Below are 20478 nucleotides of genomic sequence, written 5' to 3'. Positions count from 1 at the left end.
AGTTCCCCCATTGCTCTGACGCGGCGTGGAGCAGTGGCAGCTCGTCGGGCTCATAACCCGAAGGTCGCAGGTTCGAATCCTGCCGCCGCTACCAATCTTACCCTCACCCCCGCCGGTATACCGGCGGGGGTGAGAGTGTTTGAGAGGAGAAAGGTAAGGATATCAGGTTAACCGCAGCGAGCGGCGAGAACACAGAGGGGCAAGAAACGACGCCCCAGACACGAACATAGAGCGTCTCTTGGTGACGCTGCCCCAAAAGTCCCTTGCGGAGCCGAACAGCCCTCCGGCTTTCCTACACTTTTGTGTCACTCGCCCCTACCTCCAGCCCCCGCTCCCGCCGTGAGTTGGGAGCGGGGGAACCACTGTGTTAACGGAACGGCAGCGGGACACCGTAGCACCCCGCCTTTACCACGCAGGAGCCGGCAGGAGCTGAGGGGCACATCGGTTAACCGCAGCGAGCGGCGAGAACACAGAGGGGCAAGAAACGACGCCCCAGACACGAACATAGAGCGTCTCTTGGTGACGCTGCCCCAAACGTCCCTTGCGGAGCCGAACAGCCCTCCGGTTTTCCTGCGCCTTTGCGTTTGAATCTTCTGCGCCTCTGCTCTCTTGGCGGCTTGGAGTTAACCGTCTTTGCCTACTCTGCACCTTTATCCCCTCTACGGTCATACCTAGGCTGTTGGCTATTCATTAACATCTGGTATTATTTGCTGAAACAGTGATTTGCCACGGAGATTGTAATGTTCTTCGATCCATCCACTATTCGTCCACTCTTCCCGGCATTGGCGCAAGAGGTTGCCGGACGAGCAGCAGTCTTTTTCGATGGCCCCGGTGGCACGCAGGTACCGCAGATGGTGATCGACGCGATCAGCGGATATCTGGCGCGTGACAATGCCAATACGCATGGCGCGTTCGCCACCAGCCAACGCACCGATGTGACGATTGCCACGGCGCATGCTGCGATGGCCGATCTGCTTGGCTGCGCGCCCGAAGAGGTTTTTTTCGGCCAGAATATGACCTCGCTGACCTTTGCGCTCAGCCGGGCAATTGGGCGCGAATTGCAACCCGGCGATGAAATCGTGGTGACACGGCTTGACCATGACGCTAATGTCGCGCCGTGGCAAGCATTGAGTGAGCGGGGGGTAGTGATTCGCGAGGTGGATATTGACATTGAAGACTGTACGCTCGACATGGCGGATATGGCGGCGAAGATCGGGCCGCGCACCAAGTTGGTGGCGATTGGCTATGCTTCAAATGCAGTTGGCACGATCAACAATGTGCAGCAGGTGGTCGAATGGGCGCATCAGGCAGGCGCGCTGGTCTTTGTGGATGCCGTGCATTATGCGCCACACGGCCCGATCGATGTCAAAGCGCTCGACTGCGATTTTTTGGCCTGTAGCGTCTACAAATTTTTTGGGCCGCACGTAGGGGCCATCTACGGCAAACGCGAGCATTTACAGCGATTGCAGCCCTACAAAGTGCGCCCGGCGGCTGACACTTTACCCGAACGTTGGATGACCGGCACCCAGAACCATGAAGGCTTGGCCGGCGTGACAGCAGCAATTGAGTACTTGGCCAGCTTAGGTCAACCGGCTGCGAGCCGGCGCGAGGCGCTCGTGACGGCTATGACGCGAATCGCCAGCTACGAACGGAGCTTGGCTGTGCAGTTGATCGAGGGTTTACTCGCAATCCCCGGCCTCACATTGTATGGGATTCGCGAGCCGGAACGGTTTGGGTGGCGCACCCCGACGGTCTCGTTCCGATTAGCGAACCTATCACCGCGGATGGTGGCCGAAAAACTAGCTGAACGCGGCATTTTCGTCTGGGATGGCAACTACTATGCGCTGAGCTTGAGCGAACGGCTCGGGGTGGAGCTACTTGGCGGCATGGTGCGGGTAGGGTTGGTACATTACAACACGGCTGCTGAAGTGGATTATTTGCTTGAAGTGTTGCAAGAGCTTGCCACCATATAGCAGGATGGATAGATGGCAGGCCGGCGGCCCGCGCCCCGCGCTGCCCCGCAGCCCCTGCTCTTGGCAGGCCGGCGACCCGCGTCGCTTGGCATTAGGCTTTGAGCATCGCCTCAGCATGATCCCACATTAACAGCCCCGGCTGCTCGCTGAGCATGACGCGGTCGGGACTATAACGCACTCTGATGCCGCTCGCACTCCCCAACACGCGCCGGTCGAGATCGGGCGGCATCGTAGTGATATACCCTTCATCATTGAAAAAGAGGCGCACACACGAAAAAGCGAAGGTCAAATCGTGCGGGCTGGCGAGGGTGATTTCGAGATCGGAGTCGTTGTTGACACTCGCCTGAGCGCCAAGATCGCCCAGCATATGGCGCAACGCATCAATATCGACATTCAGCCGTTGGCCTTTTGAGCCGCTAATTGTGATGGTGATATGGCGGCTGGTGAGAACCGAGTCGATCAACAACAATTCGTAAGGAGTTTGCTCGAACAGTATTGCCGCCGCCGGATTGGCGCGATCAATTGCACGACCGGCCAGCGCCCAACCGAGGGCATTGACATCGTAGGCGAGACGCATCGCGGTAGGAAATGAGAAGGAGATAGCGGCAGCACCTTGCAACGTCGTGGACAACTCAGCGGTGGGGATGCCAAAGCCGCGCAAGAAACCTTTCAAAATGGCTAGCCCTAATTCAAGACTCACCCGCCGCGAACGACGACCGCTAATGTCGATCAGTTGTGACACCGATGGTTGGACACTGAGCGGGCTAGAGTCGGTCAAGAGTGGTAAGAGCGAGCCGCGAAAGATACTGCGCCCATGGCGATGCACAACAACTGAGAGCGGACGGATGCGAGCATCGGGGACGCGCACCGGATTAGCGCCAAACAGGTCATGCACAAGCGCGACGAGGGGGTCATTCGAGCACAGATGCAGGATCATAGGCTGCCTCGGCGGTGAAGCTTCAAAAAGGGTGGAAGATCGGCATACTGAAGCAACGCAGGGACCAGAGATTGAACAGGCGGTTTCGAGCTCGGAGCAGATTTGTTGGCGATAGTGCTAGGTGGCCGGCGAAACGAGGCAACCTCGCTTGCGATCAGGGTAACGCGCACGCGATCAGGGTTGGCTTGGTGCGGTGAGCTGACCACACCAATCGCTAAATCCATCTCGCTATCAATCGTCTGGTAAATCTGTGCGATCGCATTGTTAACATCGAGCAGACCTAGATTATTGCCGCCGATGATCGAAATCAGCATACGCCGCGCTTTCATCAAATTTCCTTCCAACAAATCGCATCTGAGCGCCTGCTGCACAGCGCGCTGGGCGGCATCGCTACCAGTTGCGCTGCCAATCCCAAGCATCGTCTGACCGGCATTGCTGAGCGTTTGGCGAACGTGGGAAAAGTCGAGCTGCATTAGTGAAGGCAAGGAGAGCTGCTCGACAACACCACTGATCGCAGCACTCAAAATTGTATTGCTATAGGTGAGCGCTTTGCTTAGCGTTTCACGTGGATTCACAAAACTGAGGATCTTCTGATTTGACACGACCACCACCGCATCGGCAGTCGCGGTTAGCGAGGCAAGCCCCTGTTCGGCAGTGCGACTACGTTGGCCCTTCTCGACGTGAAACGGCATCGTGACAAACGCGAGGGTCAACGCGCCAAGTTGGCGGGCAAGACGGGCGACCACTGGCGCGGCGCCGGTGCCGGTACCCCCACCCATACCGGCGACAATCACCACCAGATCAGCACCGGCAAGGGCTTGGGCCAACACCGGTTCGCTTTCGAGCGTTGCCTCTGCGCCGACTTGAGGATGGCCGCCGGCGCCCTTGCCTGCCGTGAGCTGCGGCCCCAATAAAATGCGCGTTGGCACCGTGGTGCGTCCAACCAGATCTTGTTGATCGGTATTGGCAACAATCACACCAATCTGATCGGTCGGCAGTTGTAATGTACTAACCAAATTCCCGCCACAGCCACCCAAACCGATCAGCTTGATGGTAATCGGGGTACGCGGCTGAAACGATACATCTGCAGATTGCATACTCTCCCCCGTGAATAATGGTTGGTATCACGCCTGCTCGCTCAACGGAAGCTCAGCAATGGGCTCGCTCACCCGCACCCGGCCAGCGCCAATGTGAAACTGCCGGCGCAGGAACTGCACCAGCGCCTGTACCGCGCTACGCAAGGGCGGCGGCGCATGTTCGAGCGATCCTTCTACGGCAATCACGACGGCGCGTTGATCGAGCTGCTCGGCGGGCAAGCCAACCCCGCGCGCAGTGCGGGCAATGTAGCGTTCGTGGCGCAGACGAAACACAGTGCCGGTATGATCCACGTAGTAGTGCCAGCGCGCATTGGTGTGGGCATTGACCAACTGTAAACTAGTTGGGCCGGGCGTTGGCACAAGCAAAATGGTATCAAGCGGACGGCGGCGTATTTCACCATCACCGGCAAACAGGCTCACGTCGATCAATGGCTGGCCTTGACGAACTGGGCCGAGTAGGGGAGCAGACGTAACCGGCGGCGATGGCAGGCGCTGGTCATCAACCCGCGATAGCCGAACCACACCGGTCGCAAGCTGGCGATGGCTGCCAAGCAACGCCGTCAAGCGGCCAAAGGGGCTTGCCGGTGGTAATGGACGGTCGAGCGGCCAATCCGGCGCCGGCAGGCGACAAGCAATCACATCGAGCGCAAACGGCATCAACACCACCGGCACGCCATCGATCACCACGACTTCAGTTTGGCCCAGCGGCGCGCCGAGTTCTTCCCCTAACGCATACTGGATCAGGGCTGCATCAGGTTGGTAGCGGCGACCAGTGCGGAGGGCGAAGAGATCGTCAAGTAAGAGCCGGGCCAATTGGGTTGCGCGCTCGCGGCTGAGGCCGGACGGCGCCAACTGGTCAGCAGCGACGCGACGAAGCTCGCTAAGCCGGTAGATCACCTGCCACTGGCCCACCGGCGAGCATAGACTATCGAGGGCAAAGTGTTGGCACGCGAAATTCAATCCCGGTGCCAGCGCCAGCCGGTGATTATGGCTGATCGGCATCCCTAATTCATCAGGATGCTGGAGAAAATACTGGTGGAAGGCCCAACCGGGTTGAAAACCATTGACGGGATCGGCGGCGCGAAAGATTGCCTCCAGCAGGGCCATCCGTTGTGGGCTAGCGGGGACGGTATTGAGACGATTGACGCTCTCTCCGGGGCGGAGGGAGTCATCGGGCCCAACGGCAGCAAACAGCGCATCGCGCGCATAGACTTCAACCAGATAGCGCGTCCCGTCAGGCAATGACAACGCGCGTTCGCGATCGTTCGGTGCTGATGCCGGACGCGGAGCGAGAGGGCGGGCGACCAGCGAGGCGACCGGCATGCCGAGATTGGCGGCGCGGGCTTGGGCGAAAAAGGGCCACTCGGCGGGCAGGCCACTACCGGCGGCGCGATACGCGGCATCAAGCATGTATTGGCGCAACTGCTCGCCCGGCGGCAAGGTAGGAGCATCAGGCAAACCGGCGAACACCTCGGCCAGAAAGCGTTGCCACGGAAAACCGGCCGGATCGGTCTTCCGTCCGGGGGAAATATCGAGATGGCGCACCACTTGGGCAGGCGGAATCCGGTACTTCTGCACCAGCTCGCGAGTTAGCCAGAGCGCAGCGGCGTACTGTTCGGGCGGGTACGGATCACGGCCATCGTTGCGGTTCTCGAGTTCGATCCCCACCGATACATCGTTACAGCCATACACAGTGCGGCCATCTACCTCCCAGCGGCTCACGCCAGCATGCCACGCGATATCTTGATCCGCAACCAGTTGAAAAATCTGGCCACGCTTGCTGATGTAATAATGGACGGAAACCTCACGACCGGGAGTACCGCCCTGCCGGAGCCACTTAAAGTCGCCGGGGTACGAACCGGCAGTGGAATGGAGCACCACCATTCTAATCCGATCAGGAGTGCCCGGTTTGAAGTGATTGCGGGTCATACCAACCCATTCGATCTGATACATGAGACACCTATGCGATAGTTATCATGGGGACCGCATAGCCGCTGTACAGAGGATTGGCGAGTGGGTCGCACCGCCGCACGGCCAGAGCGCTACCCCCAATTACAGTGCTACACAGAATCGATGCCATATCGCCGGCGATACCATTCGTCTTGGATGCGCAACCGGCGAATAACCGGCGATGGATGGCGCGGCGGATACTGGTTGCCCAAGGTCAACGCCGATGGCTGGTCACTCGGCGGGCGCAAATAAATCGGCCCAAGGGTACGATTACGCACATACAGCGCCGGCACAAACCACGACACCTGATCGGTCTCGCCGACATACAGCGCGATTCGAGCAGCGACTAACGCCTCTTGCACACTCCGTCCCTGCGCCAGCCCGGCATAGACGATGCTGGCGATACGAGTTGCGGCATCGGCCCGGATCGTAAACTGCATCCCAATCACCACCGGCACCCCAGCGATGCTCAGGGCAGGGGCAACACTACTGAGCAAGGCCGAGCCGGGGGTAGCCATCGCCCCTTGGCAAGCATGTAACAAGACCATCCGCACCCCACCAGCAGCAGCGGCCAACGCCCCCGGCGGCGTCCATTCTTCACCGCCGCTCTCGCGGTCGAGCAAGAGCGCGCCGGTACCTTGCTCATAGCGCCCGTGGCCATAGTAGTGGAGCACATCAGGCGACCACTCACGCACCACTCGTTCGAGTTCACGGCGGGTCACCGGACTCAACTCGCGCACTTCAGCCAACTGTCGCTCGAGCAACGGTTGCAACGCGCTCGTGCGGGCGCTGCGTTCAAGCTGGCGCAATTCGGGCGGAATCCCGGCTTGCGGCGAGAGCGCGAGAATGCGCAGCGCACCGCTGCCCGGCACCGGTTGCGGCGGCGGGCCGGTATGCTTAAGACGGCGTTCGATTGTTGCCGACAAGCGGCGCTCGGCGAGGAGTGGCGTTGGCTCATCGGCCCATAGCAACTCCCACGGGAGCGCAGCGAGAGCAATATCAGCCGGCGCGTGGGCATTGAAATGGCAAGCCATAAGCAACGGACGATCGACCGCCAGCGCATAGTTACGCACAATCTTCAGCGCTTCAGCGCCGCGCTTATCGTGGGTGAGCGCACGAAAGAGGCGACGACCGACCCGGCGCGGCAAATCGGCCGGCACCCGATCACCGTCGCCCCAGAAATCGAGTTCGCGCAGCCGATCTTGTTCAGCGGAGGTAAAGGTAAAGGAAGCCTCTTGCGCCGCCGTCCACGGATGCGGGTAGGCCGGGTCTTGCAACACATCAAGAGCACGCAACACGAGCGGCACATCGTGGGCGGCGATCGGCATTGGCATCTGGCTCTGGGTGATATCGATCACCTCATTAGCTTCCCAGCGGACAAAAAAGCCGCGATGATACGAACTAAAATCGACCGAGAGCAGAACAGGCTGGTACGTTGGTCGCATAAAAATCAGATGGGTATGACTAACAGCGGGAAGACACCGTCTTATCCGGCAGCGAGCGGCTTATCCTTCACGAGAAGCAGCGGGCAGCTCCGTCATCAGCAAAGCGAACAGCAACGCCTGATCAGCGACCTGATCGCGCACGAGCAACCGCTCGCGCTGCAACGTTTGGCGCAGGCGCTGGCGAGCGATGAGAGCACTGCCGGAGGGACGATCGATCACGAGGCGCGATTGGAGCATCAGGGCGCTGTTCATGGCACAATCCTTTCGACAATTTACTACAAATTGTAGTAGACAAGATCACAAAGAAAACGCGTTGTTGCGCGCTACTGCGACATCCCAATCATGGCGAGACCAACGGCCGGCAGAAGCGGTAATGGTCGACTCGCATTCTTGCCAGCGTTCAGGCGTCCACACTTCCAGATACTGATCCATCCCAACCAGAACAGCCGTGCGATCAAGACCGGCATAAGCGCGGAGCGGTGCAGAGATAACGATCATTGCCTGTTCATTGAGTGACAAAGCGCTGGCATCGGCAAACAGCAGCCGGCGTAACCAGCGCTCATCAGCCCCGCTGAGGGTCAGATTGCTCACCCGCTGGACCAACCCACGCCAGAACGGTTCGGGGCACAGTTGGAGACAGCGTTCAAAGCCGCGCGTCACGACCACACCAGCGTTAAACACGGGGCGGATCGGGGCGGGAATGGTCAAGCGGCCTTGTTCATCGAGCGACACCGGCCAAGTACCGAGCAGCATTGCCTCCTCACAGGGTTAGAACGATAGGTTTGACGATCCTTTTCGGGTTCTTGTTGGGTTCTTAAATACACCTTTCTGAGTTACTATAGCATATAATATTCGAGCCGTCTAGAGTTTCTCGCGGGAATTTCTCGGCGGGGCCTTGACATTACTACAGTATGTAGTATTATAAAACTGAACCGCGTTTTGACGCCGTCTTGCCTATAATCGCCTGCTCGTTGTTACTGACGAAAATGACGAGACAAACTGCATAGGAGGGGCGACTATCACTCACCTACCAACACCAAAAAATACCCAACAAGCACCCGAAAGACTAGACAAAACGATTTATTAGTGGTATAGTAATTCCTGAAAGGAACCCGAAAGGAACCCCGCAATGCAAGCAGTGAATCACAACCCAACGCTCAACACAGTGACTGAAGCTGATCATCTGGCGGTGCAATTACCGCTTCAGGTAATGGGACTGTCCACTATCTATGCTGCTACGCTTGAATTCCTCCAGCGCCGTTACCCGACAGTCTTGCCTGATCATTTGTGGGCGGAAGTTGCGGGCGGGGTCGTTCTCTCGCTCGCGCCAGTTGCGTTGGCTGCTCGCCGTTTGAGCGGCCTCGATTGGCGCCGATATGAAGATCTGGTCTGGCGGAGCTTTGTGGCTGCGGGCATTCCCATCATTCTATGGCAACTCGGCGAAAATGTACTGCGCCGCCGCGCAGCCGAAGATTACCTGCGCCGATCACGAAGGAGCGCTGTTGATTATGCCGACGATACCACGCCGCTGGCCAACCGAATTAGAGACCGAGAGGGTGGAGCTGATCCGCATTGCGGACGAGGCGGTTCAGTACATCCAGCAGGCCCGGAGTACGCTTGAAGAGGTGCGCGCCGAATTAGGGCGCAATATTCATCTTGCGCGGGTATTAATCGTGACCGCCGAGCGCACCGTGTACGATGCCTTGACCTGCACTGAACGCATGCGGCGCTACTTGGCCGTCGTGCGCGGCGCTGAAATTCATGGACGCTGGCCGATGACAGCGGCTCGCCAACGCGACGATAGCGAGCAAGCGTTGGATCGAGCCGCCCAAAACCTCGAAGAAGCGCAAGACATGTTTGAGGCGTTACGCGAGAGTTATCATTCGAATTTCACGCTCGCCGAGGCGATTCTGGCCGATATGACGCTCGCCCTTGCCCGCGCTCGCCGTTCGATCGAACAGATGGTGCGCTTGCTTACTGAAGCGGCCATCGGACGTGATTAGGCCTTGCCTGCAATCACGCAGCGCAACCGATCAGCTATGACTCACAGCGCAACCGAAACCGTCTACTACGGCGTTGGCGTAACAGGAGGGACGGACGTCGCAGTTGGCGTTGCCGTCAACGGAGACGGCGTCGCAGGAGGTGTCGCGGTTGGTGTAGGCAAGCCAACATCATCCACGGTATCGGCAGCAATGTCGCTCAGCCGATCAAGAAAACGGGTTAACCGCTCGCTGCGCCGTTCAATCTCGCGTAGCCGCGCATTTTGCTCGGCTTGAACAGTTGCCACTACCGCCACCACAACTTGCCCCTCGCGCAACTGATCTTGCAACGCTGCCGCTTCAGCGACTGCGGTTTGCAGTGCCTGCCCCAAGGCTACTGCCGTCGCGGCTTGCCCGGCTTGGGCAGTCGCCGCCGCTACCAGTCGTCCCGCCTGCGCTTCGAGATCATCGATCCGCTCGCGCGCATTGCCCAGATCGATGCTGGCCTGCGCCTGCACGGTTTGCAGTTGGGCCACCGTATCGGCTTGAGCGGTGGACGCTGCTTGCAACCGCTGCACATCAACGCTCGCTTGCCTGATCTGCTGCGGCGTGGCGAGATCAACTCCCAACAGCACCAGTATGCCTCCGGCAACAGCTAGCGCCAACCCAGCCGCGATGATCACAGTCAAGAACCAGCCAATCACACCGATGATCCGGCTAACACAACTCCGCGGACGCGGTGCGGGCGGCGCCGGCGGCGGGGATACCGGCGCTTCATTCGAGTCAGATTGGGTCATTGTTATCCTACTGCATTAGCGCGAACACACTGCTACTGTAGCATGCCGGCTGGCAATCCACGATCGCACCGTTAGACGGCAAATGACGCCCGTAGTCAGCGTCATTTGACAGTCTGCAAGGCGCTAGCTACAATCGCACCAGCCAGATTGCTATGCCGAGGAGCCTATGAGAGTTCCGCTGTCATGGTTGCGTGAATTTGTTGCGGTCGATCTGCCGGTCGAAGAGTTGGCCCGGCGCTTGACCTTCGGCGGCATGGAGGTCGCCCAGATCCACCGGATCGGGGTTGAGGGCGCACCGCTGCCGTGGGATCCTGAATTGATTGTCGTTGCCAATGTGCTTGAGGTGCGGTCGCATCCGAATGCCGACCGGCTGGTGTTGGCCGAGGTTGATTATGGCGCGGCCCAGCCCCATACGGTTGTCACCGGCGCGCCTAATCTCTTTCCCTATCGCGATCAGGGCCGCTTGACCCATCCGCTGAAAGCGGTGTTTGCCCGCGAAGGGGCACAGTTGTACGATGGCCACGCCGAGGGCTGGGTGATTACGAAACTCAAGGGCCGGCCAGTGCGCGGTGTGATGAGTGATGCGATGCTCTGCTCGGAGAAAGAGCTGGGCCTGAGCGAGGATCACGAGGGGATTTTGATCTTGCCTGACGATGCGCCGGTAGGAATGCCGCTACGCGATTATTTGGGCGAGATTGTGCTGGAAATCGACCTGACCCCCAACTTCGCCCGTTGTCTCTCGATCGTTGGGGTGGCCCGCGAAGTCGCTGCACTGACCGGCGCGCCACTTACCTTGCCCGATCCGCAGGTCGTTGCCACCGGCCCGTCGATCATTGGGCGGGCCAACGTCACCGTCCGCGAACCCGATCTCTGTCCACGCTTTATGGTGGGATTGGCCGAGGGCGTCAGAATTGGGCCATCACCATTCTGGATGCAGCGCCGCTTGATCAATGCCGGCATGCGCCCGATCAACAATATTGTCGATATTTCTAACTACGTGATGCTTGAATGGGGCCAACCAACTCACGCCTTCGATGCTGATCGGGTAGCCGATCGCCACCTTATTGTACGCCTAGCCCAACCCGGCGAACGGTTGAAGACGCTCGATGATCGCGATCGCGATCTGACCCCCGGCCCGGAGAGCGGCTTGACCCACCCGCCGCTAATGGTGTGCGACGCCACCGGGCCGCTGGCGGTCGCCGGTGTGATGGGCGGCGCTAGCTCTGAGGTGAGCGAGACGACGACCAATGTGTTGCTCGAAGCAGCCATCTGGGAGCCGGTACAGATTCGCCGCACGGCGCGCGGCCTGAAGTTACCCAGTGAAGCATCGCGCCGTTTCGAGCGCGGGGTTGACTATGAGTTACCGCCGATCGCGCTGCACCGCTGTTTGGAACTGATGCGCTTATACGCAGGGGCAACGATTGCCGCCGATTTCATCGATGTCTATTCGCGCCCGTGGCAGCCGGTGACGATCGATCTGCCACCCTCGGAAGTGCGCCGCCTGCTCGGCATTCATCTCGACGCCCACGCCATCACCGAAATTTTAGGCCGGCTAGGATTTGAATGCTCGATCAGCGGCAGCGCACCAGTCGGCGATTTCGCAATGCTAGCCGCCGAGCCGGTGATTCACGTGCAGGTACCGTCGTTCCGCCAAGATGTGACGATGGCTGCCGATCTGTGCGAAGAGATTGCCCGCGTCTACGGCTACGATCAGATTCCGTCCACCCGACTGGCCGATGAATTGCCGCCGCCAGTGACGCTCAAGGCGATCGAACTCGAAGAGCAGGTGCGCGATCTGATGGTCGGCGCCGGCTTGACTGAACTGATCACCTATTCACTGATCGATATGGCGCTGGTTGCGCAGATCCAGCCCTCTGAGGCCGTCGCCGAGCGATACCTCAAGCTGAGCAATCCCAGTACGCCGGAACACGTCTATTTGCGCCGCTCGTTGCTGCCCTCGATCGCGGCGGCGCTGGCCATGAACCTGCGCGAGCGCGAGCGTTCGCTGGTATTCGAGATTGGGCGGGTCTACCTGCCCCCAGCCGAGCCGGGCAAAGATGATCGCTGGCTGCCCGACGAACCACGCCGGCTGGCGATTGCAATGGCCGGCCCGCGCCAGCCGGAAAGCTGGCTGAACACCGACCGCGAGTGGCTCGATTTCTACGATCTGAAGGGGATCGTCGAGCTGCTCGGCAAACGGTTAGGGTTGGCCGAGCAACTCAACTTTGTGCCGCTGACCGATGACGAGCGCTTCCACCCCGGACGCTCGGCGGCACTGATGTTGGTGCGCAGACGCGATAGCCGGGGGCAGCCAGTTGATCAGCAACCGGTTGGCGTGCTCGGCGAAGCCCATCCGCAGGTGCGCGCGCGGCTAGAGGTGTCAGCGCCGCGAGTGTTGCTGGCCGAGATCGATCTCGAGACGCTGTTTGCCCACGCTGGGCAAGCGGTGTACCGGCCCATCTCGCGTTTCCCGGCCAGTGTGCAAGATCTGTCGATTGTGGCTGATGAAACTGTCAGCGAGGCGCAGATTCGGGCCGTTATCCAGCGTAGCGCCGGCGAGTATCTAGAGAGCCTTACGCTGTTTGATCGCTACAGCGGGCCGCAAGTGGGGGCAGGCAAACGCAGCCTGACCTATCACCTCGTCTTCCGTGCGCCTGACCGCACCCTGCTCGACGAGACGTTAGCCAAGATTCGCAAGAAGATCGTCGGCAACCTCGAACGCGAGCTAGGGGCGACGATTCGCAGTTGAGCCATGGCAACCGCGCCGGCCAAACTCATTCTCTGCGGCGAACATGCCGTCGTCTACGGACGGCCAGCGATTGCGTTGCCGCTGGCCGACATTCGGGCGACGGCAACTGTCACGCCGATCCCGCCGGGGTGCGGCCCGCTGATCAGTGCGCCCGATCTCGGCGGGCAGTGGCGAGTAGTTGAGCGGCCCGATGAACCGCTCAGCGGGTTGGTGATGGCGGTCATCGAGCGGTTTGGCCTCCCGGCTGATGTTGAAATCACCATCCGCTCAGCGATCCCGATCGCTAGCGGCATGGGCAGCGGGGCAGCTATCGCCACGGCGATTGTGCGCGAGTTGCTGGCGCACAGCGGCCAAACCCTCCCGCCAACAGCCATTTCCGAACTCGTGTACGAGAGCGAACGCGGCTATCACGGCACCCCCAGCGGGATTGACAACACCGTGGTGGCGTTCGAGCAGCCGATCTGGTTTCAGCGCCGGCCATCGCTCCCGCCGTTGATCGAGCCATTACCCATCGGCGCGCCGCTGACGCTGGTCGTTGGTGACAGTGGCGTGCGCAGCCCGACCCGCTTACCGGTCGGTGCGGTGCGCGAGCGATGGCAGGCCGATCCGGTACGCTACGAAGCATTGTTCGATCAGGTGGGCGCGTTGGTAGAGCAAGCGCGCACGGCGCTGGCAACGGGTGATGCGGCACGGTTAGGGCCGCTCCTCAGCGCCAACCACGAGCTACTACGCGAGATCGGCGTCTCGTCGCCGGAACTTGACCGGCTGGTCGCGGCAGCGCATGCCGCCGGTGCATTGGGGGCAAAGCTGGCCGGTGCTGGCTGGGGTGGTGTGATGCTGGCGTTAACCACGCCAGAACAAGCGACAACGATCGCTGGCGCATTGCGCGCCGCCGGCGCAACCAACACACTCGTGACGACGATTGCCGCAACTGGATGATAGTGGAATGCGGCAGTAGAACTGCCGCACTCTAGATGTTCACCGACCCGCCGGCAACGGTGGTAGCGCATTGGATGCGGTAGGGAGACTGCTCAATGTTCGGCAAGCTTACCCAACCGGTAACTGCACAATGAACGTGCTGCCACAACCCACTTCACTCTCAAGCATAATGTTACCGCCGTGGGCTGCAACCGCCAACCGGCAGAAGTAGAGACCCAAGCCGGTCCCACGGCCCCGATCATTCTCACGTGCCTGATAGAAGCGATCGAAGATCCGCTCTTGCGCCTCGCGCGGAATACCCGGACCGGTATCGCTCACCCGCAGCTCTACGCTATGGCCATCGTTGGTCAGACGAGCGGACACCACCACTTCACCCCTTGACGGTGTAAACTTCACCGCATTCGAGACCAGATTCGCGATCACCCGTTCGATTAAGTGCGGATCCAACATCACTGCCGGCAGCTCAACCGGCAATTCCACCCGCACATACGGCTGATCGGGATGGGCCAAGTGACGAAACGGCTCACACACGGCCTTGATCAGCGCAACGAGGTTAGCCGGCTGCAACTGCAACGACCAACTGCTCGTCTCGAGCCGGGCCGAATCGAGCACCGTTTCGGTCAAGCTCAGCAGATAATTGGCGCTCTCCCGCGCTACTTCGAGCAATTCATCACGCGCGTTGGCATCAAACCCCTGTCGCTGTAAGGCTTTGAGACTGATCAGCAGCGTATGCAGCGGCGCGCGCATATCATGAACAACCATCTGGGTCTGATCTTCGTGATTGCGCAGCCGTTCGGTGAGCGCGCGATTGGCTAGCGCCAACGTCACGTGTTGGCGAGCGGCAAAATCGAGCGCCTGATGCGCGATCTGCAAGAGCAAATGGCTAGGCGGCGGCTGCAAACGCTGCAAAGCGGCGCGTTGCAGCATCGGGATAGAGTGTTCGAGCAGCTCGCTCAGGGCCAACAAATCGTCAGGCGCGCAGCTCCAATGGGCATCATGCAATTGCAGATCAGCTTCACGTTCCAACGACTCCATCGGAATAGCGACCAACGCATAGCCATAACGCAGCCCCACCCCAACCAGCGCCACTCCCGCACCTTGGAGCACGATATTACTACGCTGAATCGGCAACGCCACGTCCTGCAAGGCCAGATCGGCCCAATGACCACCAGCTGACCCAGCGACGAGTACCGATCCACCCTCAGCGAGCGTTGCATAACTCAACGTCTGGGCTAGTTGGATAAGCGCCGCTGGTGTATATCCGCCCGCTACTCCCATCCGCAGACACGATTTGAGCTGAACAATGTCTGGGATGAGCTGGGCTACTGCTCGCTCACCCACTTCACGTTGATTGCACCCTCCCACGGTTCGTTCCTTCCCCGCTGCGTAGCATTCGCTACCCGATCACGAGGCTGCTGAGCATGGCATTGAAGAGTTCAAGCTGGCTATCAAAGCCGCTTTCCGGCGCTTCAAACATGATCAGATAGGTCCACAACGTATTCGGACTCGTGACGATAACTGCGACGACATAACTGTTACCGCCTTGATCGAGAGGATAAGTATACTCAAGCTTCAAACCATTCAGGCCTGCTATCTGGAAATCGGTGACATCAACGCGCAGCTCGCCTTGCTGGTTCACGACAGTCTTTAGCTCTGCCATCAAGGTGCGGGTCGCAACGGTTGGATCGTCGTCAACAAACTTGTAGACGTCAACCACCACATACACACCATCATCAACCGCGCGATTCGAGAAGATGATCCGGTCGTTGCCAGTATCAAATGCGCGCCAATTTTGCGGATAATCAATAGCGAAACTAAGCGCGCCTTCGTAGCGTTGGTAACCGGTTTGGGCTGCACCGGCAGGCGGCGCCACACCACCACCCGGCGTGGTTGGCACATTGGTATTGTCTACCGCCACATCCACATAGCTGTAGTGATAATTGCCGGCAATATCGCGCACCAGAAAACCCATCACATAATCGCCGCTTAGAGTCGGGCCACGCACCGCCTTGAGCGGCGCATCACCAAATGTAATCGTTTGGCCCTCAAACCGATTAGCTTCCAGTCCACTCCCAGTATCAGTGTACGAGCGATAGTAAGCGGTAAAGGTATCACCAGCGCGGGGGAACAACTCAAACGGTTGCGGTTCTTGCTTGCCAGCGGTGCGGGGAAAACCCCAAACCCGGAGCAATTGCGCTTCATTGCCCTGTATTGCAAAGACGAGCCCAGCGTTGATTTGCTCACCGGTGGCGGTTGATGTATAGATGCCTTCAACGCCGTAAAACTCAAAGCCATATTTAATGGGTCCTAGTAAGACCTCAATCGAATCATTCCCGTTGCTTAAGTACCAATTGGTGGCGTCCCAATTCAGGCGCAAGCTAAATTCGCCATCGCTCCAATTGGGCACTTGGCTGCCCGGCGCAGCGCCCGGCGGGTAGATGAAATCAACCAAAATCAGATCGACCGTATCGCGCCGATCGTTGGGAATGCCGATAAATTGGAACACATAAGCAATATCACTGCCGGCCAAGGTGCCGGTGAGACTAGCGGGCGCATTGACACTCACCACATCGCGATTAATGGCTAAATCACGAATCGTTGGCCGTTGCACAACCGTACTGCTTGCCTGATAGTACGTGGTCAGAAACTCTTCCCACGCCGTGGCGCGCGGCGTCGGTGAAGCGCGTTCGTATGCCTCAGCATACAGATTAGCCAACTGTGGGAAGTAGATCGAGAGTCCGCCGCTCTCGCGGTGATACGACCCGACGCCATTAGCTAGCCGGGCCGATTCAATTGCGCGCAGCAGTTGCGCGGCCCGCTCACGTACAGCGCCAGTTGCACCTTGTTGGGGGAGCAAGTTCAGAAAGTGCGGCAGATCGATCGCATTAAACTCTTCGGCATACGATGGCGCATACACATTGGTAAATGAACGGGCTTGGCCGATAGCAGTATAGCTTTGTTGCACCCCCCGTTGCAATTCTTGCGCTAAAGCATCGAGCCCGCTCACCAGCTCATTCATGCGGGTGAGATCAAAGGCCGAGAGTGTCACTTCATCAGCGCTTTGGCCGCGAAACGAATCCATATAGGTTTGCACAATGACCGGCCCAATCGCGTAGCCATCTTGTTCGGGTTTAGCAACCACCTGCTCAAGCCACGCATCCCAAGCCCAACCGCTGTTAGGTTCGAGTTCGGCGGAAGCGACTGCCACCCGGCCATACGGAGCAACCGTGTGCAGCACGTCAAACTGGGCCATGAGGCAAGCATCAAAGCCGATCATCTCAAAGCCACCGATACGGGTGCGCGCGATTGCCGTCTCAAAGGCAGAGCTGATCTCGGGCAGATTCAACACATCCCCATCGGTATCATCGCTGGCGATGCCTAGCCACGACGCGCCATGATCCCAGAGAATGATGGCGTAACGTTTGGCTGGGTAGTTCTCAATTCCCCAGATCAAGAAGTCACTCAGGGTAGCCGGATCACCCATATTGCGCTCGCCGAGATCGGTCAGTGCATTCTCGCGGGTTGGTTCCATTCCGGCTTCGACCCGAAACCTCAGCGTGCTATCCCAGTTGCCGTAGCGACGGTCATCCCACACTTCTGGCGAACGAATCCGATCCATTTGCACCACAATATGCACCTGATCGGTTGAGCCAACCCGCGCCATTTCTTCAAAGTCATCAATCGCATCAGACTCAAGATTGTTATCGCCATCGAGATAGACCAGCACCGTCCACTCCGCCGCATTAGGCGGCGGCACACGGGTCGGCGTGGTTGGCTGCGCGATAGGAGATGTATTGAACCCGCCGCCGCTAGAGTTATTGTTGCCGCCACCATTACCGCCGCCGCGGTTAAAGAAGATCACACCGCCAGCAACGGCAACCGCGAGAACGATGCAGGTAAACACACCAACGAGTATAAGCCAGATTGGGAAGCGACGGGGTTGGGTTGCCGGCGGCAGCGCGGAAGAGGGGACAGGCGGCAATTGAAAACCGCCAGCGGCAGGCGGCGGCGGCTGGGGCTGCTCCGACCATCCGGGAGCGGCAGGCGGCGGCTGGGGCTGCCTCGACCATCCGGGAGCGGCGGGTGGCGGCTGGGGCTGCCTCGACCATCCGGGAGCGGCAGGCGGCGGCTGGGGCTGCCCCGACCATCCGGGAGCGGCGGGTGGCGGCTGGGGCTGCCCCGACCATCCGGGAGCGGCGGGTGGCGAAACGGACGGTGGTGATGAACCAACGGGCAAAGTCGGTTCGAGCACAGCTCCAGCTAGTTCTTCAAACCGAAATACCTCATCACCGATTGCAAACGTATCGCCGGTGCGCAAGAGTTGCCGCTGCACTAGCTGGCCGTTGAGCAACGTACCATTCGAGCTGCCCAGATCGACCAGCACATACGCCCCGCCTTCACGCCTAATCTCGGCATGCCGGCGAGAAGCGCGCTGGCTAGCGATCACAACCGCGTTATCAGGCGAACGTCCAAACGTGAGCGATGTTTCGCCCAATTGAAACATCCGACCGGCCAGCGGGCCACTCACCGCTACCACACGTGCAGACATAACAAGATTCCTCGTGATGACGCACAGCAGAACGCAAGCACAACCGCATTGTAGCACGCGATCTCTACGTTGAACATAGGCAAAAGGTTACACCTTACGGCTGATCTCGTAGGGTGGGAAAGTAGGATATACTCGCAATAATGTTCTATGTTCGCCACAATACGCACGGCGGCGCAGTGCCAATACGATTGCGACTGGCGGCCACGTTGCGATGACATGAGAGGAGCCACTAATCGTGCAGCGTAGTGAATTTACGGTTGCTTCGGCCTACGTTTACGACCGGCGCAGCGTAGCGCGTTGGCTGCTCTCGCACGTGGCGCGTTACTGGCCGTTTGTGTTGGGATTTTACCTCTGTTTCATCACCGCATGGGCGGCTTATTCAGGGGCGCAAGCGTTAATTGGGCGCGTTGCCGACGTGCTGAGCGGCCCGCCCGATTACGCCGCCTTGACCGGGTTGGCACTGGCGGTGCTGGCCGTAATGGTGACGGATAGCGTAACGGCGTTGATTGGCAGTTTGTCGGCTGAGAATGTCGCAGCGCGGGTCGAAGCTGATGTGCGGCAAGAGTTTTACGAGAGCTTGCTGGCCAAGAGCAAGGCGTTTCACGATCGCCAGCGCGCAGGCGACCTCATGGCGCGCGCCACCGATGATACCAATTTCGTAGCGAATATGATGGTGCCCGGCGCTACTTTGATCTCTGAAACGGTGTTGGGGATCGTGGTGCCGCTGACCTTCATCTTCTTCACCGAACCACGCCTGATCATCGTGCCATTGCTCTTCGTGGCGGGCTATATTATCACCGCGCGCTGGTATCTGCGCCGGTTGATGCCGGTGATCCAGCGCCAGCGCGAGCAGTATGGGGTAATGAATGCTGGGTTGGAAGAGACGATCAGCGGGATCGAGGTAGTGAAGGCCAGTGCTCGCGAGGCACTCGAGCGCTCGAAGTATCTGCGCAACGCCCAACGCTTCCGCGATCTGTTTGTGCAGCAAGGTGACATTGAGGCGCGCTATCTGCCGCTCTTGCTGTTTGGGATTGCGCTAGGCGCGGAGTTTTTCCATGCCCTGTGGCTCTACAGCGCTGGTGAAATCGGGTTGGGGCAAGTAGTGGCGGTGATCGGGCTGATGAATGTCTTGCGCTTCCCAACCTTCATCTCGCTCTTCGCCTTCTCGGTCTTTCAGGCCGGGTTGGCCGGCGCACGTCGCATTCTTTCGGTCATCAACGCCACCACTGATCTTGACGAGAATCCGAACGGCTATCGCGCGCCAATGCGCGGCGAGATCGAGTTCGAGAAGGTGAGCTTTAGCTTTGCCGCTCACCCCGGCGAAGAGCCGCATCAGGTGCTACGCGACATCTCGTTCCGTATTGCCGCCGGGCAGACGGTGGCGATTGTCGGGCAGACGGGCAGCGGCAAGAGCGCGCTGACCCAACTCGTCAACCGTACATACGACGCAACCAGCGGGCGGGTGTTGATTGATGGGGTAGATGTGCGGGAGTGGAATCTCGATGCCCTGCGCTCGCAGATCGGCAAGATTGAGCAAGATATCTTCCTCTTCTCACGCACGATCGGCGAAAATATCGCCTTTGGCGCGCCCGGCGCGACCCAAGAGCAGATCGAGGCAGCGGCGCGCGCCGCCCAAGCCCACGAGTTTATTAGCCGCATGCCCAATGGCTACCAGACGGTGATCGGCGAACGCGGCGTGACCCTGTCGGGCGGGCAACGGCAGCGGATCGCACTGGCCCGCGCGTTTCTCGCCAACCCGCGCATTCTTATTCTCGACGATAGCACCAGCGCGATCGATAGTGCGACCGAAGATGAGATTCAGCGTGCGATCCGGCATGCGCAGCAAGGGCGCACGGTGTTGTTGATCACCCACCGGCTGGCGCAGATCCGCTGGGCCGATCAGATACTGGTGCTCGATGGCGGCAGATTGGTCGCCGCCGGTACCCACGAGGAGCTGCTGCGCACCTCGCCGCACTACCGGCGGATCTTTGCTCGCTATGAGCATCCGGCGGCGCGCCCGGCGCCAGCGGCAAGTTGACGGCGTGATGATGGCGCTGATGAGT

General features: G+C 59.6%; 15 protein-coding genes and 1 tRNA gene. 7 read left to right on the top strand and 9 right to left on the bottom strand.

Going from position 1 to position 20478, the window contains the following annotated elements:
- Nucleotides 1-19: 19 nt before the first annotated feature.
- Nucleotides 20-94: transfer RNA gene (locus Q1A59_RS01750), tRNA-Met, on the top strand.
- A 646-nt stretch (nt 95-740) separates the two neighbouring features.
- Nucleotides 741-1973, top strand: coding sequence for a cysteine desulfurase-like protein (locus Q1A59_RS01745; protein WP_298400732.1), 1233 nt, complete (start codon nt 741-743; stop codon nt 1971-1973).
- Between the two features lie 91 nt (nt 1974-2064).
- Here the strand turns inward: Q1A59_RS01745 and Q1A59_RS01740 are convergent, their stop codons facing one another.
- The 6 genes from Q1A59_RS01740 to Q1A59_RS01715 form a co-directional block, all read right to left on the bottom strand.
- Nucleotides 2065-2910 carry a hypothetical protein gene (locus tag Q1A59_RS01740; RefSeq protein ID WP_298400737.1) on the bottom strand — a complete coding sequence of 282 codons (846 nt, stop codon included), beginning with the start codon at nt 2908-2910 and terminating at the stop codon, nt 2065-2067.
- Complete coding sequence (locus Q1A59_RS01735; protein ID WP_298400739.1) at nt 2907-4007, bottom strand: cell division protein FtsZ; 1101 nt, start codon at nt 4005-4007, stop codon at nt 2907-2909. The genes Q1A59_RS01740 and Q1A59_RS01735 overlap by 4 nt, the downstream gene beginning before the upstream one ends.
- 27 nt (nt 4008-4034) lie before the next feature.
- Entirely contained in the window at nt 4035-5960 is a 1926-nt protein-coding gene (locus tag Q1A59_RS01730; protein WP_298400742.1) for an N-acetylmuramoyl-L-alanine amidase, read from the bottom strand.
- A 107-nt stretch (nt 5961-6067) separates the two neighbouring features.
- On the bottom strand, nt 6068-7402 hold the full coding sequence (locus tag Q1A59_RS01725) for a CHAT domain-containing protein (RefSeq protein WP_299643568.1): 1335 nt from the start codon (nt 7400-7402) through the stop codon (nt 6068-6070).
- Nucleotides 7403-7462: 60 nt separating this feature from the next.
- On the bottom strand, nt 7463-7654 hold the full coding sequence (locus tag Q1A59_RS01720; protein ID WP_298400748.1) for a hypothetical protein: 192 nt from the start codon (nt 7652-7654) through the stop codon (nt 7463-7465).
- 45 nt (nt 7655-7699) lie between these two features.
- Nucleotides 7700-8155, bottom strand: a complete 456-nt coding sequence (locus tag Q1A59_RS01715) for a division/cell wall cluster transcriptional repressor MraZ (RefSeq protein WP_298400752.1) — start codon at nt 8153-8155, stop codon at nt 7700-7702.
- 376 nt (nt 8156-8531) lie between these two features.
- Here Q1A59_RS01715 and Q1A59_RS01710 point away from each other — a divergent pair, with 376 nt between their 5' ends.
- Together Q1A59_RS01710 and Q1A59_RS01705 are read left to right on the top strand one after the other, a co-directional pair.
- Entirely contained in the window at nt 8532-9023 is a 492-nt protein-coding gene (locus tag Q1A59_RS01710; RefSeq protein ID WP_298400755.1) for a hypothetical protein, read from the top strand.
- Nucleotides 8911-9405: a hypothetical protein gene (locus Q1A59_RS01705; protein WP_298400758.1), complete on the top strand. Its 495-nt coding sequence runs from the start codon at nt 8911-8913 to the stop codon at nt 9403-9405. The genes Q1A59_RS01710 and Q1A59_RS01705 overlap by 113 nt, the downstream gene beginning before the upstream one ends.
- A 65-nt stretch (nt 9406-9470) precedes the next feature.
- Here the strand turns inward: Q1A59_RS01705 and Q1A59_RS01700 are convergent, their stop codons facing one another.
- Nucleotides 9471-10178, bottom strand: coding sequence for a hypothetical protein (locus Q1A59_RS01700; RefSeq protein ID WP_298400761.1), 708 nt, complete (start codon nt 10176-10178; stop codon nt 9471-9473).
- 166 nt (nt 10179-10344) lie between these two features.
- On the opposite strand from Q1A59_RS01700, the gene pheT reads away from it, so the two are divergent.
- Together pheT and mvk are read left to right on the top strand one after the other, a co-directional pair.
- Nucleotides 10345-12927 (top strand): phenylalanine--tRNA ligase subunit beta, encoded by a 2583-nt coding sequence (pheT, locus tag Q1A59_RS01695; protein ID WP_299643563.1) that lies wholly within the window; start codon nt 10345-10347, stop codon nt 12925-12927.
- 3 nt (nt 12928-12930) lie between these two features.
- Complete coding sequence (gene mvk / locus Q1A59_RS01690; protein WP_298400767.1) at nt 12931-13866, top strand: mevalonate kinase; 936 nt, start codon at nt 12931-12933, stop codon at nt 13864-13866.
- A 108-nt stretch (nt 13867-13974) separates the two neighbouring features.
- Here the strand turns inward: mvk and Q1A59_RS01685 are convergent, their stop codons facing one another.
- Together Q1A59_RS01685 and Q1A59_RS01680 are read right to left on the bottom strand one after the other, a co-directional pair.
- The gene (locus Q1A59_RS01685) at nt 13975-15231 is read right to left on the bottom strand and encodes a sensor histidine kinase KdpD (RefSeq protein ID WP_298400770.1); all 1257 of its coding nucleotides are present in this window, start codon (nt 15229-15231) and stop codon (nt 13975-13977) included.
- 31 nt (nt 15232-15262) lie between these two features.
- Entirely contained in the window at nt 15263-18415 is a 3153-nt protein-coding gene (locus Q1A59_RS01680; RefSeq protein WP_299643558.1) for a clostripain-related cysteine peptidase, read from the bottom strand.
- A 235-nt stretch (nt 18416-18650) separates the two neighbouring features.
- Here Q1A59_RS01680 and Q1A59_RS01675 point away from each other — a divergent pair, with 235 nt between their 5' ends.
- Nucleotides 18651-20453: an ABC transporter ATP-binding protein gene (locus tag Q1A59_RS01675; RefSeq protein ID WP_298400774.1), complete on the top strand. Its 1803-nt coding sequence runs from the start codon at nt 18651-18653 to the stop codon at nt 20451-20453.
- The last annotated feature ends 25 nt before the right edge of the window (nt 20454-20478 follow it).

The organism is uncultured Chloroflexus sp. (assembly GCF_937951745.1).
In the GTDB taxonomy this organism is placed as follows: Bacteria; Chloroflexota; Chloroflexia; order Chloroflexales; family Chloroflexaceae; genus Chloroflexus.
Note: the sequence above shows the minus strand (reverse complement) of the source record. Positions and strands in the feature narration are given on the sequence as shown.

Excerpts from the sequence above, each read along its gene's own strand:
- Q1A59_RS01720 (WP_298400748.1), bottom strand. The coding sequence starts at position 7,654 with ATGAACAGCGCCCTGATGCTCCAATCGCGCCTCGTGATCGATCGTCCC.
- pheT (WP_299643563.1), top strand. The coding sequence starts at position 10,345 with ATGAGAGTTCCGCTGTCATGGTTGCGTGAATTTGTTGCGGTCGATCTG.
- Q1A59_RS01700 (WP_298400761.1), bottom strand. The coding sequence starts at position 10,178 with ATGACCCAATCTGACTCGAATGAAGCGCCGGTATCCCCGCCGCCGGCG.
- Q1A59_RS01680 (WP_299643558.1), bottom strand. The coding sequence starts at position 18,415 with ATGTCTGCACGTGTGGTAGCGGTGAGTGGCCCGCTGGCCGGTCGGATG.
- Q1A59_RS01715 (WP_298400752.1), bottom strand. The coding sequence starts at position 8,155 with ATGCTGCTCGGTACTTGGCCGGTGTCGCTCGATGAACAAGGCCGCTTG.
- Q1A59_RS01705 (WP_298400758.1), top strand. The coding sequence starts at position 8,911 with ATGCCGACGATACCACGCCGCTGGCCAACCGAATTAGAGACCGAGAGG.
- Q1A59_RS01745 (WP_298400732.1), top strand. The coding sequence starts at position 741 with ATGTTCTTCGATCCATCCACTATTCGTCCACTCTTCCCGGCATTGGCG.
- Q1A59_RS01730 (WP_298400742.1), bottom strand. The coding sequence starts at position 5,960 with ATGTATCAGATCGAATGGGTTGGTATGACCCGCAATCACTTCAAACCG.
- Q1A59_RS01710 (WP_298400755.1), top strand. The coding sequence starts at position 8,532 with ATGCAAGCAGTGAATCACAACCCAACGCTCAACACAGTGACTGAAGCT.
- Q1A59_RS01740 (WP_298400737.1), bottom strand. The coding sequence starts at position 2,910 with ATGATCCTGCATCTGTGCTCGAATGACCCCCTCGTCGCGCTTGTGCAT.
- Q1A59_RS01735 (WP_298400739.1), bottom strand. The coding sequence starts at position 4,007 with ATGCAATCTGCAGATGTATCGTTTCAGCCGCGTACCCCGATTACCATC.
- Q1A59_RS01725 (WP_299643568.1), bottom strand. The coding sequence starts at position 7,402 with ATGCGACCAACGTACCAGCCTGTTCTGCTCTCGGTCGATTTTAGTTCG.
- mvk (WP_298400767.1), top strand. The coding sequence starts at position 12,931 with ATGGCAACCGCGCCGGCCAAACTCATTCTCTGCGGCGAACATGCCGTC.